The organism is Levilactobacillus yonginensis, from assembly GCF_964065165.1.
In the GTDB taxonomy this organism is placed as follows: Bacteria; Bacillota; Bacilli; order Lactobacillales; family Lactobacillaceae; genus Levilactobacillus; species Levilactobacillus yonginensis_A.
The window spans coordinates 608,462-621,124 of sequence record NZ_OZ061549.1; the positions used below are offsets into that span (position 1 = coordinate 608,462).

General features: G+C 47.9%; 15 protein-coding genes. 2 read left to right on the forward strand and 13 right to left on the reverse strand.

What is annotated here, in order from left to right; all coding sequences use genetic code 11:
- The first annotated feature begins 141 nt into the window (after positions 1-141).
- Entirely contained in the window at positions 142-1,320 is a 1,179-nt protein-coding gene (locus AB3Y94_RS02980) for an IS110 family transposase (RefSeq protein ID WP_367295060.1), read from the forward strand.
- A gap of 610 nt (positions 1,321-1,930) precedes the next feature.
- Here AB3Y94_RS02980 and AB3Y94_RS02985 read toward each other — a convergent pair.
- Positions 1,931-2,749, reverse strand: coding sequence for a serine hydrolase (locus AB3Y94_RS02985; RefSeq protein WP_367295061.1), 819 nt, complete (start codon positions 2,747-2,749; stop codon positions 1,931-1,933).
- 319 nt (positions 2,750-3,068) lie between these two features.
- Between AB3Y94_RS02985 and AB3Y94_RS02990 the strand changes: the two genes are divergently transcribed.
- Positions 3,069-3,341, forward strand: a complete 273-nt coding sequence (locus tag AB3Y94_RS02990) for a hypothetical protein (protein WP_367295062.1) — start codon at positions 3,069-3,071, stop codon at positions 3,339-3,341.
- Positions 3,342-3,495: 154 nt separating this feature from the next.
- Here AB3Y94_RS02990 and AB3Y94_RS02995 read toward each other — a convergent pair whose 3' ends face one another.
- From AB3Y94_RS02995 to AB3Y94_RS03050, 12 genes are all read right to left on the reverse strand, one after another.
- On the reverse strand, positions 3,496-4,443 hold the full coding sequence (locus tag AB3Y94_RS02995) for a hypothetical protein (protein WP_367295063.1): 948 nt from the start codon (positions 4,441-4,443) through the stop codon (positions 3,496-3,498).
- Between the two features lie 238 nt (positions 4,444-4,681).
- Positions 4,682-5,026: a hypothetical protein gene (locus AB3Y94_RS03000; protein WP_367295064.1), complete on the reverse strand. Its 345-nt coding sequence runs from the start codon at positions 5,024-5,026 to the stop codon at positions 4,682-4,684.
- A 611-nt stretch (positions 5,027-5,637) separates the two neighbouring features.
- Positions 5,638-6,105 carry a hypothetical protein gene (locus AB3Y94_RS03005; protein ID WP_367295065.1) on the reverse strand — a complete coding sequence of 156 codons (468 nt, stop codon included), beginning with the start codon at positions 6,103-6,105 and terminating at the stop codon, positions 5,638-5,640.
- 31 nt (positions 6,106-6,136) lie between these two features.
- Positions 6,137-6,601: a hypothetical protein gene (locus tag AB3Y94_RS03010; protein WP_367295066.1), complete on the reverse strand. Its 465-nt coding sequence runs from the start codon at positions 6,599-6,601 to the stop codon at positions 6,137-6,139.
- A 173-nt stretch (positions 6,602-6,774) separates the two neighbouring features.
- Complete coding sequence (gene rplS, locus AB3Y94_RS03015) at positions 6,775-7,131, reverse strand: 50S ribosomal protein L19 (protein ID WP_125684004.1); 357 nt, start codon at positions 7,129-7,131, stop codon at positions 6,775-6,777.
- Positions 7,132-7,243: 112 nt separating this feature from the next.
- The gene (gene trmD, locus AB3Y94_RS03020; protein WP_125684007.1) at positions 7,244-8,023 is read right to left on the reverse strand and encodes a tRNA (guanosine(37)-N1)-methyltransferase TrmD; all 780 of its coding nucleotides are present in this window, start codon (positions 8,021-8,023) and stop codon (positions 7,244-7,246) included.
- Positions 8,023-8,541 (reverse strand): ribosome maturation factor RimM, encoded by a 519-nt coding sequence (gene rimM / locus AB3Y94_RS03025; RefSeq protein ID WP_125684009.1) that lies wholly within the window; start codon positions 8,539-8,541, stop codon positions 8,023-8,025. Before rimM ends, trmD begins: the two co-directional genes overlap by 1 nt.
- 691 nt (positions 8,542-9,232) lie before the next feature.
- Positions 9,233-9,493, reverse strand: coding sequence for a KH domain-containing protein (locus AB3Y94_RS03030; RefSeq protein WP_125684010.1), 261 nt, complete (start codon positions 9,491-9,493; stop codon positions 9,233-9,235).
- 9 nt (positions 9,494-9,502) lie between these two features.
- Positions 9,503-9,778, reverse strand: a complete 276-nt coding sequence (gene rpsP, locus AB3Y94_RS03035; RefSeq protein WP_020088982.1) for a 30S ribosomal protein S16 — start codon at positions 9,776-9,778, stop codon at positions 9,503-9,505.
- Positions 9,779-9,865: 87 nt separating this feature from the next.
- Entirely contained in the window at positions 9,866-10,162 is a 297-nt protein-coding gene (locus tag AB3Y94_RS03040; RefSeq protein WP_367295067.1) for a hypothetical protein, read from the reverse strand.
- Positions 10,159-11,472 carry a VWA-like domain-containing protein gene (locus tag AB3Y94_RS03045; protein WP_367295068.1) on the reverse strand — a complete coding sequence of 438 codons (1,314 nt, stop codon included), beginning with the start codon at positions 11,470-11,472 and terminating at the stop codon, positions 10,159-10,161. The genes AB3Y94_RS03040 and AB3Y94_RS03045 overlap by 4 nt, the downstream gene beginning before the upstream one ends.
- Positions 11,473-11,475: 3 nt before the next feature.
- Positions 11,476-12,651 carry an ATP-binding protein gene (locus tag AB3Y94_RS03050; RefSeq protein ID WP_367295069.1) on the reverse strand — a complete coding sequence of 392 codons (1,176 nt, stop codon included), beginning with the start codon at positions 12,649-12,651 and terminating at the stop codon, positions 11,476-11,478.
- Positions 12,652-12,663 lie beyond the last annotated feature (12 nt).

Consider the following 12,663-nt stretch of genomic DNA (forward strand, 5'->3'; position numbering starts at 1 on the left):
CTGTCCCTAAGCCCGTACAAAAAACCGATGGCCTTTAGCTCCTGAGATTAACCAATTGTTGCCTTGAGCACGAATATAAAATTTCAATTCCTCAATAGCTGAAGGTGAATGGCCTACTAAACATTCTAGGAGGTATTCCCCATGGAAGTTGTCGCAGAGAGTGTCGCTGGAATTGACGTTCACCAAAAGCAAGTAACCATTACGGTTTTGATTGGTTCTTCTAGCGTTCAAAAACCTAAACGGTTTTCGAACAGATTCGGAACGACCACTAGTGCTTTAAAAGCTTGTGGTGAATGGTTAGTTGAAAAGAATGTTGAAAAAGTTGCGATGGAAAGTACTGGTCAATACTGGCGACCAGTCTGGCAGGTATTAGAATCTTTCAACTTTGATATGATTTTGTGTAATCCTCGAATCATTAAAAATATTCCAGGGAAGAAAACTGACCAAAAAGATTCAGAATGGTTAGCAGATCTAACCCGTTGTGGTCTTGTCTCAGCAAGCCTTATACCCCCACGCAATATCCAAGAATTAAGAGAATCTACCAGATCGCGAAAGAAGCTAATTCAATCAAGGACTCGAATTCGCAATGAAATTCATAACATTCTTCAACGATCAAACATTAAATTAACAAGTTTCATAACAGATATTTTCTCTGGTTCTGGTCTGAGACTTTTGAACCTAGTTATAAATGGTGAGGTAATCACGTTACGTAAAGTAAGCTCATGTATGACTAAGCGACTAAAGTCAACGCCAGAGCAAATTTTCGAATCGTTAGACGGCGTTCTAGGGAAAAATGATCTCAGCCTAATGGTCATTCAAATGAAACTACTTGATGACTATGGTCGAGCAATCACTGAATTAGATAATCTAATTGATGAGCAATTGGCAGATCAAGCTGATTTACTACATCGTCTTCAAGAAATTCCTGGTATCAGTGATACAACCGCTCAGACCGTCATCGCCGAGGTTGGCCCGGATGTAAGTCCGTTCGTCGATGCTCACCACCTAGCATCTTGGGCAGGCCTTTGCCCAGGTAGCTACGAATCTGCCGGTAAGAAACATGGTTCCGCAACTTTACATGGTAATGGTCATCTAAAAGCGGCCCTAGTGACCGCCGCAATGGGGGCCAAGAGGACTAAGAAGTCCGGACTAAAAGATTACTACTGGCGGATAAGCTCAAGGATGGATAAGCAAAAGGCAGTTATAGCACTAGCACATAAACTCTTGCGAATAATCTATGCCTTGATTCAAAACGGATCAACCTATCAAGAATATAAAAAAGACCAACGCAAGGCAATTACGTTGGCCACAAACAATTAAATACTAGCTAGTATCACAAGTATACTAGATTTTTTTCGCAGATTCGAGCGTTATGGTTTCGTGCGCTCAAAAATCTCTTTATTTCATATAAAAAGAACCACTCCCCATTCCTACGAATGGGCGAGTGGTTCTGAAAGCTAAGAAACTCCGGCTTGCTAAACAATCTCTCTGAATCCTTTATTAGCATCTCTTAAACTCTAATAGCTAACTGTACAGGAAAAATTGGGTTTCGTCAAGGGTTATTTGAATTTTTTTATATTGGCGCACTCCGGCGGCCAGGGACGGGGCCTGCTGTGGGGACGCTTCAGCCACAAACCGGGCTTCTCGCTCGCTTTGAAGCCACGAAAAACCACGTGTCTTCCAAGACGCCCACGGCCTAAGCTAGCCTAAATCGCTAGCTAACGCCGTTTTCACCGCTGGCCCCGTCCCTGGCCACCTCCGGCTTACATAGATTATTACCAAAGGAATCCAATAATCTAACGAAGTTGTGTAATGAATGAAATCTCGATACTCTATAATGTTTTACGTATCCGACCACTAAGTATTTAATACTTGGCATCTTAAAGTTAAATATCCGCCGCTCAACGCCAATGATAGTAAATTACTAACCTCATCCCCGATGTCCGTTCAAGTAAGTTACCACATCGCGTCCCAACCGGTTCATCCCACGATACTGTTGTGCTTGATTTCCCTGCTGGGCCATGACCACAATAGTATAGACACCGTGCTTGGTCCGAAAAAGACTGGCATCATTCTGAACGCCCTTGTCTGGATATTCGCCGGTCTTGTTGAAGACCGTTGCGTGCTTGACTAACTTGGGGAGCTTGGAATGGTTACGACAATGCCGCAACAACGTCAACATCCGGTTGTCGTACGTCTTACCCAGTAACTGGTGACGATAGGTTTCACTGAGAAACTGAGTCAAATCGGCCACCGACGTGTAGTTATCATGCCCCTTGGCCAATGCCCGTGTATCCATCATGTAGCGTCGCAGATGGGAATGCGTAAAGCCATACTGTTTCATCGTTTGATTGACCCGTTTGAACCCGCCCAACTTATGGATCAAACGGTTAGTCGCCGCATTATCCGAATTGTGAATCATCCGCTTTAGGTCAGTCTTGGTGGCCGCCGTCAGCGTCAACTTATGCTGCTGCACACGTTTAAAAACCGTCAACATCACGAACACCTTGATGGTGCTGGCTGAACGTTGACCACGAACCCGCTGGTTACCCGTAGTCACTGACAAGGGCTGCTTGCCTAACCGCGTGACCTTGACCGACCAACGACCGTGAGCGGCCCGCATGTCCCGTTTAATCATTTTTTGAATGGTAGCTGGCTGAGCAGTCTTCGCCTTAGCCTGAACCCCAATTGCCGGCCACAACAAACTAGCTAATAAGAGCACTAGTAACCCTAACTTTAATCGTCTCATTTATTTACTCCTCACGATGATGTTGGTGTACGAGCCCTTTGGCTAAATGTTCGCCGGGCAGTATTTAGCTAAAATAAGCTATTTATAATGGTTTAATTATAGGTGAAAAATATATTAGCTGCAACATCGTTTCAGTAGTAGCCTAATCGCAGAAAGATTAATCCGACGCACTTTCTATTTATGTGAGACCACATCTTGATAGCCACCTACTTAGAGCGTATACTTTGAATGTTATTAAGATTTATCATCGAATTCTAATGGTCAAACAACGGGGAAGGTTCGCTCGACCATCAGCAATTCCAGGGAAGAAGTTGGGAAAATGACTCGATTACTACACCCAAGCTTAAAAGAGTTAATGCGCATTGGGTTCGTTGATTTTTACATTCTATTAGCCGTGGGCGTCTGCTTAGTGATTCCGGTTCCGGACCGGATTATGCCAATAATCTCCAGTCTGGCAGCCGGTATCTTTACCATATCTGCCTTACTGACGATTTGTGGGATGACGTTGAATCGCCTCTATCGTGAGGCCGAAACCTATTCGATTTTAGTCCTGCAGCTGGCTTTTATTTTCCTGTTTATGGGGTTACGATAACTACCAGCTGCTCAAGGAATTCTATTAAAGACAATCAATAAAAAAATGGACTAAGAAATTGTTTTCAGAATTTCTTAGTCCATTTTTTGTCAGGTTGTTAACAACTGTTGCCAAAATCATTTAAACAAAGCCGTCATTGATAACGCTTATTCACTTAATCCGCAACTAATTTCGCATACTTAGCGGGATAGCGGAACATCGCAAACATGGCCGTTCGTCCATCGGTCCCCTTCGCCATTGCCACGCCAATTTTTGCTTGAACAAAAAAGTTCTTGCGCGTTAGTCCTTGTTGACCGTAAAAATCAGACGATGGATCAAAATAAGTATGTAAAATGTCATTCGCGTTCATATTGTTTAGCATAAAAAAGCTTGAATCAGCCTTTTTGGCCCCATAACCTGCCCCATCAATTCCATAACTCTTCAACAGATTAAACATGTACTTTTCGCTGGCCGTATTAAGATTGTCAGCGGTCACATCCCCAAGAACCACATCATTGTCATTTGCCGCCGCAGAATTATCGGGATAGGCCTCTGCTTGCGTCAAAAAATGAACATGGCTATTGAGAATTTTGTTCAAAATCGACTTAGCCATCTGCATCGTTTGGGGGTCTGGACTTGCGCCACCGCCCATGTTGAGAATCGCTGTCTTAGCAAGTGCATCATAGTCAGTGGACTTAGAAGTGGTCTTTCCTGTCGCAGTGGTTGTTGCATTAGGGGTTACACTCTTTGTCGGATTAACCTTTTTTAAATACCCCCGCCAGATCCAACCCTGCAAGGTGCCATCTGTACTTTTAACGTGGTAGTAGATAGATGCGTGTCCTTGGTACTTTTTGTAAAGTTTCTCGTGAGCATCTGTGTACCAAGTTACAGTTGGCGTGACGTCGTTATTACTGTAACGAATCCCCAAATGCTTAGAATACCGCGCCCCCTGTGTTGCAGTGTAAGTATGTTGCTTCATGCTCTTGCGCCAAACCAGACGGACTGAGTTAGATCTAGCCGCTGAATATTGACTATTGGCTGATGCCGAAATGCTCATGGCTCCTAGCATTCCTGCACTAACACCAATCACAATCACTCCTTGAATCCATTTCAAATTTCTCATATCCCCATCCTCCTATTAATGTAAGCTTATCACTACTTGAGAGCCCTTACTATATTATGGACAGATTCAACAGGGGTAATTTTCCAATTGATCAGCCCTAAATCAGATGTCGCTGCATTAAAAAACGCTCACCAATAAAGGCAAGCGTTCCTTTCTTGTGACACAGTATACGATACTACCTTCTTACGTTTTAATCTGACTTATCGACTACGTAAGCCCCTAAGCTCTTACCCCCAACCTATGGTCCTAATGCATAAGAAAGTGTCGCAGTATATTTGTTGTAAAAAGTGGGCTTAGACTGCCTATTCACCACTAACACATCAACATCCGCACTTTCTGTAGAAAAGGGCACGTTAATTTGATAATATTGCTTCTTTTTGCCCCCGCTGTAGTACTTATGTTCCGATTTAGGAAGCTTACTGGGTCCGGACAAAATGGCTGCAATCGGGTGCCCATTTTCTAAAATAGATAATCGAACCGCATTCGTTGGCGTATATGGTACAAAGAGAACCGGTACCAGCACCACGATGACAATTAGGATGATAGCAAGTCGTTTACAATTCTTTTTCCTACGCTTATTCAATGATTTCTCACCACTTTCCCAGTCGTTAATATGAAAATAAAAACGTTTAAAATTTCAATTATTTTGAATATTCCTAATGAAAGAGGCCCTCGTCTTGATGCAAGAACAGCTTTTAGAAGTCTGTAACTTGGACCTTGATGAGAAAATGCGGCGGCGATTACCCAAGCACATTAATTCTAAAAATAAGCGCGTAGCGGCTAGGCTCCTCGCTCCACCAACTTCAACCCTTGATAATCCCCTGATATCAGCATTCGGTGCTAGTGACTAACTTGTTCTTGCAATTTGCGCACTAAAAGTAATCTCGCTTATGTATAAATTTTCCATCCATAGTGGCTATTCTATTTAATTGACTTCCCATATCGCCTCCTACACACAAACATATAAGTCCCTATACTATCCAAAGGAGCAAATGTGTGGTGCTTATACTTATAACTTATTCCTATTATTTTCTCTAGTCAATAGTAGCTGACACCAGTTCGAGATCGAAGTCCGTAAGTTTTCTATAATTAAAAATTGGCCATAGAAATTAAAAAACAATTTCTATGACCAATTTTTAATTACTCTCGACTTCTGCCAAAATCAGCAAAGCAAAAGCCAACGTTAACCCGGTCTTACTTCACGTTCTTCCAAGAATGATAGTAGGTACCACCATTGGGACTGATCATCACATGGACCTTCTTACCCTTAACCCGTTTCGTCGATAAATAGTTGAAGTCAGCGTCATCCTGGTTAGCCGAGTAGAATCCAAATATGGCCCGCGTCTTCTTATGTAGTCTTATCTTATCGTGCCGTACGAACAAGTGACCATTTTTCAGATGCCGCGTCTTCTTCCAAGCCCCTGCGCGCTTATCCTTCTCGTACCAGGTGACCGAATGCTTCTTGACAATCAACTTTCTGTAATGGATATACGGCAGCTTCCCATACCAAGTCCCGCGCGCCTTAACTGGCGTCGACCGGGAGTACGGTCCCGGAATATTGGTCTTCTCAGCACTGGCCGTCGACGTTACTGCTAATGCCAATCCCAACCCCACAAATAACGCTGCGACACCAATCATTAAGTGACTAATTTTTTTCATCATCTAACTTCTCTCCATTCTTTACGTATCTATTCTATTTGACATTCTTCCAGGCATGGTAGTTCTCACTCCCGTTAGCATCCACCATAACGGGAATCGTCTTACCTTTGACTTTGCGGGTCACTATAAAATGAAACGCATTGCCCTTTTCCTTGGCCGCGTAGAACCCAAACATATGTAACGTTGTGGGACCCTCCGTCAAGTTGAAACGATAGACATACAGATGCTTACCACTCAGCCGCCGCCACCGTTTCCAACTCGCCGACCGCTTGGCCTTGTACGACCAGGTCACGGTATGCTTCTTGACCACCGTCTTGAGGTAGTTCGCGTGCTTGATGTGCGTGTACCAAGTTCCCCGCGCCTTGACTGGCGTCGTATGGGTATAAGCGATACCCGGCAACGTCTTAGCCGCTTTAGCCGGGGCTACCGGCGCCACTGCGAGCACCAGCCCGAGTAGTAGTGCCAATCCCCCACCAAGCTTAAATCTATTCCAATTCATGAACCGTCGTCTCCTTCATAACGCTATGTACTGCTGTGTTGCTAGGCTTACTTGCTTATTATACGCAATTGTCGCGACATAGTTTGACATTTAGACTTTGAAAATTGCAACAATCGCTTATTTTTTTATAAAAAAAACACCAGCGCGTAAACGACTGGTGTTTCTGAATGTTACTAGTTGCGACGGCGTTCTGGAATCCGCGCTGCCTTACCGTTAAGTTCACGGAGGTAGTAGAGCTTAGCACGACGTACACGACCTTGACGAATAACGTCAATTTTAGCAACACGTGGGGAGTGTAATGGGAAGATCCGTTCCACACCGACACCGTTACTGATCTTACGTACAGTGTAAGCTGCTTGGATGCCAGCACCCTTACGCTTGATTACGACACCTTCGAACAATTGGATACGTTCGCGGGTACCTTCGACGATCCGGGCGTGAACCCGAACAGTGTCTCCGGCACGGAAGTCTGGAACATCGTCCCGTAATTGTTCTTGGTTGATCTTAGCAATTAAATTGTTTTGGCGCATAATATATTCTATCCTTTCGCCAACATTCATTCTCAGTTTCGACAGCGGAATGTTGTTTCTGTGGCTAAACAGCCAAAAGTAAGTGTACCATATCCGAAAATGCCTGTAAAGGTTATTTTCTTGACTCCTTCTCAGCAGCCTGCCGTTCTTCCTCTTCGATCCGAACGTCCGCCAGCAAATGCTTCTGCTGCGTCGTGAGTCGCCGGTGGTCGATCAAATCGGGCCGACGTTGATACGTCCGCCGTAGGGCTTCCTTATCGCGCCATTCGTCGATCTTACCGTGATTTCCACTGATCAACACATCGGGTACCTTCATGCCCCGAAAGTCTGCTGGCCGCGTGTATTGCGGGTATTCCAACAGACCTGAGGAGAAGGAATCGCCAGGTGCTGATTCAGAATTACCCAGCACACCGGGCAATAACCGCACCGTGGCGTCAATCATGACCATGGAAGCCAATTCGCCCCCGGTCAACACGAAGTCTCCTAAGGAAACCTCATCCGTCACCAGTGTCCGAATCCGTTCGTCATAGCCTTCGTAGTGGCCACACAGGAAGGTTAAATGTTCCTCGTGGGCAAACTCTTCAGCCACGTGTTGATTGAACGTTACGCCGGCTGGATCTAACAGAATGACCCGGCCTTTAGGCAGGCCCTCAGCCGCTGCCTGTTCCTCGGTCGCCTTTAAGGCGTCAAAGATGGGTTGCGGTTGGAGCAACATGCCTGCGCCCCCACCGAATGGGTAATCGTCCACGTTACCGTGCTTGTTCGTCGAGTAATCCCGGAAATTGGTAACGGGCATGGTCAGATGACCATTTTCAATGGCTTTTCCCACGATGGAATCGTGCATAGGACCAGAGAACATATCTGGAAATAAGCTTAATACATCGATCCGCATTACTCGAGTCCCTCCATTAATTCAACGATCACTTGACCAGCGTCGAGGTCGACCTTTTTCACAACGTCGTCGATCTTAGGCAGCAACAGATCATCCTTCCCAGGACGTTCAACGACCCAAACGTCATTCGCTCCTGGTGATAGGATCTCCTTGATTTCGCCCAACTCTTCACCGTCTTCAGTGACGACCTTAAGGCCCACGATTTGGTGATAGTAGTATTCTCCGGGTTGTAAGTCAGCGGTTTCTAACTCGTTGTCGGTCACCTTTAACGTGCTCTGTTTGTAAATTTCTACGTCATTGATTGAAGGCTTGCCTTCAAATCCTAACAGATAAAAGTTCTTATGCTTGCGCATTGTGGCAACCGTCAACGTAACTGGTTTGCTCTGACCCTTTTGAAAGGCGTACAGAGTTGAACCGACAGCGAACCGGCTCTCAGGGAAGTCCGTGGTCGCAATGACCCGGACCTCGCCCTTGATGCCGTGGGTGTTCACGATGGTTCCCACCGTATAATAAGCCATATGATTGGCCTCCTTCGTCGTTTATTTATCTACAAATGGTACGGACTTAACTCGTCCCACCACGTTTAATTATTTTGAAATACGTTATTTTTTGTTGTGATCTAAAGCTTGAAACGTTGCAAATACTAATTAGGCAACTCAGTCGTATCCCTCGCCTTACCGGCCGCCAGATATAGACTGGAACGGCGCGGACACAACTTGAAGCCTCGAAAAAAACGAGTCTCCAAGCTTGACCTTCTACTAGGCCGGCAAGAAAACGCCAACCAAGTAGAACGACGCACCTGAGTCCATATCTGGCGACCTCTTGGCTTATACAATGTCGCGCTGACAACTAAGATTGCCCACAAAGACTGTTGTCAGTTAGCCCCTGAAGAGTCGTGCACATATTCACGCTAAACCACAATCAAGATCCGAGATGACTCAGGATGTAGTCAGCTGCAACCCTCATCAACAATTACCATCAATCTGAGCCGAAGGTGGCCAGGGATGGTGCCAACTGTGAAAACGGCGTTGGCTAGCGTTTTTTGCTAGCCTAGGCCGTGGGCGTCTTTTCAGACACGTGGGCTGCGTGGCTAAAAAGCGAGCGAGAAGCCCGTTCTTTGGCTGAAGCGTTCCCACAGTAGGCACCGCCCCTGGCCGCCGGAGAACGCCAACTTGATGGTACAAAAAAACTCGAGGAAACGTTGCCGCCTCACTCGAGAGTCTTTGTCGGGCGGTCATCAATGATGAGTCGCACCCGTTTATTACCTTGCACACGGACGCTGTAGACGATCGTACGAATCGCCTGCGCCACGCGGCCTTGTTTACCGATTACCCGTCCGACGTCATCAGGGTTCACGGCTAACCGATATTCGTAGAACCGTTCCGTCTCGACTGGCGTTATCACCAAGTCTTCCGGATGTTCAACGAGTGGGCTAACAATTGCTAGAATTAATGCCTTAAAATCGGTCATCGCTAATCACTACTTCTTAGTGTACTTAGCTTCGTGGTATTGCTTCATGATACCCGCGTTAGAAAGTAAAGTCTTAACCGTATCTGAAGGTTGAGCACCGTTGTTCAACCAGTTCATGATAGATTCTTCCTTCAACGTGATTGAAGCTGGTTGGGTAACTGGATTGTACGTTCCAACTTGTTCGATGAAACGACCGTCACGAGGGCTCCGTGAATCGGCAACCACAATCCGGTAGAATGGGCGCTTCTTTGAACCCATCCGCTTTAAACGAATCTTAACTGACATGTAGACACCTCCTGTATTTCTTTCAACGAATAATAATATACCAGTTTATAGATATGATGTAAAGGGTTTTTTCTTTACACCTTGAAATTAATCAAAATCCTGGCGTAACCAAGCCACATCATCGGTCGTTAAGAACTGCCGATTTACCGCGATCCATTTCTGCACGGACCCATAATCGTCAAAATCTAGTCCCATTTCAGATGGCTCAACCGCCTGCAGGTCCCGGGCAAAGGTCAGGTCGGCCACGGTAATTGGCGCTTGAAAGAGTGGATTCTCTTCAGCCCGCGCCGCCCATTCACCATCCAAGATGGCCCGGGCGTTGCGGTAGGCCGCCGTTTGCTTAATGACCGCTCGCAATTCAAATGCCGTTAAAGTCTGCCTCATTTCTGCCTCCTTAACCGTTGCCACTGTGGATCAGCCGCTAAACTCACGACCGTTCCCGGTGCTTGTTGCACCGAGAATTGGCTAACTGGGCTCGTCAATAACCACACCAGTGTCGCGGGCAATGTCGGTCGCAATTTTTTCTCTCCATAGCCGTCCGTCAAAATAATCACCAGTTGTCCCACATTTCCCGCCATAATTCGGGGCAATGCATCCAAAACTGCTTGAAATCGGGTGCCACCCCCACCCGTCCGGATTAGCCGCTGTGGGCGCCTCTCCAGCGTAAAACTGTGGGTGAGGTCAACAACCGTATCAAACGGGTAGACGGTCACCTGAGCCGGGTAAACAGCCAACAGTGACGTCAATTGACCTAATAGGTAGCTAACCTCCCGATTGCCCATGGAACCGGACTCGTCCACAAAGACGGCGACCTTGCGCCACGTCTGAACGATTTCTCCGGGCAGCTCCATCCGCATCGGTTGGCGACGATTGAACCGACCGTACGCCGGTTGCCGGCCTGCTGGAACCTGTCCCAGCCCCCGCTTCAATAAGCTCCGCCAATCCAACGGCTGGGCAGCCACAATGGGCGTCAGTGCCGCTCGAATACTACCAGGCAACGTTCCCCGCTGCTTCGCGGACAGGGCCGCGTTGGCACTCTGAAAGAGGTCTGAACGCCACTGTTCCCTGGTAGCAGCATCTTGATCAGCAGCCGCTGACCAGCCCGTGTGACCATCCTGAACCGGTAGCTCTGGCAAATGACCCGGGCCACCGGTGGCTAACTGCTGGTCGGTAGCCCGTTGGTCAGCTTGCCACGTCCGCAACTGTCGCAAGTAAACGGCTGAATCCTGTTGCGGGGCAACGGGTTGACCCATAACCGCTGCCAATCGACGACTGGTCACCGCCTGAGCGGGTAGATCAGTCAAATAGTCATTGACCGCTGCATCCGTGGCCCAACGAACCAACCCGGCCTGTGCGGGTGTCCGAACGGCTTGGGCGTAACGGGTTGGATGTTGCCACAACAGGTGCAACACGGTATGCCGAAGCATTGCCAGCCACTGTGCCCCCGTCCAATCGGTCTGGGTAACAGCTGTGGTACTCACAGTCACTTGCCATTCCACAGGTGTCGCCGTTAATGCGATGGGCGTAGCGCCTACTCCTAATCGCAAACTAAGTCGGCTGAGTGCCCGCCCATAGAAAGAATCGTGTTGCAAGAGATACATCACCGAATCGCGGTAAAGGACCCGCGTGGCAGCTACCGCCTCTTCACCGGCGGCCCGCCGTACGCGTTCTAAGTCTTGCGTCAAACTGATCATGGTCTACACCTCGATTTGACTACCGCGCAACCCAATCTGTGTCAGTAAGCCATACAGCTGAGCCACCCCAGGACGAGCGGTCTGAACCGCTGCCAAGTTTTCCAATAAGTCCGCTTGATCTGCCATGGTCTGCGCAATTGCAAACTGTCCATCGGCTGGGCAAACGGCTAACAGGTCCGCAAACCGCTGACCATTTTCGTTACTAGTCAATGGCCACTCACCGGCCTGCAGACAGTTTTGCAAAATCTGTTGCTGCTGCGCCGCTGAAAGAGTCTCCATCGTCGTCACCGCATCTGGCAGGCTCATCGCCTGCTCGACTGTGAGACCCGGTCGGTGTTGCGTCAAGAACCCAGCAAAAGCCGTGCCGACCGTCATGCCCAAATTTCCCTGCATGATGGCCGCCACGACTGCTGACTGACTAAAGAGATGCTGTGCGTCAAGTTCCTGCACCGCCCGTGACACCCGTTCCCAGGCTCGGGGGGTGGGTTGTAGATCATCGTCGCCGGCATTATCCACGCCCACTACGTGTAGGTCCGCCGGATTTTCGGTTAGATACTGGGTGACCAGTGGGGTAATGCGTGGCTGACCAGCAACCACCGTCTTCGCCCACTGCAGCCAAGAAACCGTATCAGCCTGAAGGACCAGACGTGTCGTCCGGTCGGCAATGGCCGCATCGCCAGGGGTGACCCCGTAGTGGCTTTGCGTAAAACCAGCCATCGTGGCATCCGGATTTTCAGCTAGAATCAGGTGCACTTGTTCGGGCAATTTCAGCGTATTGATCTGCCGTTGCAAAACCAAGTTCATCAGCTCACTCTGAACGGCCTGCGACCCCCGGTTGAATTCATCTAAAAACCAGATGATTTCCTGCTGCGGGTGGGCTTCAGCGTAACGGATCATGGCTACCAACGTGTGTGAATATCCAAACCGCACGTCAGCTAGTGAGCCGTACTGAGCCGTTTGCACGAAGGAATCGGCGGTCAATGGGGGTACTGGAATCACCAGGTCCCCCTTTTCCACCAAACTAACAACCGTCGTGAAAAGCTTTGCCTGACGTTGGGCCGCTAAGTCGGCCACTAACGCAGACTTACCAATACCGGCCTCGCCCACAATGGTTGGCACACTACCACTTGCTAAGATTACCTGAGTTGCCTGTAAACAGGCCTGATAAGTCAATGCCACCCGAATCACTCC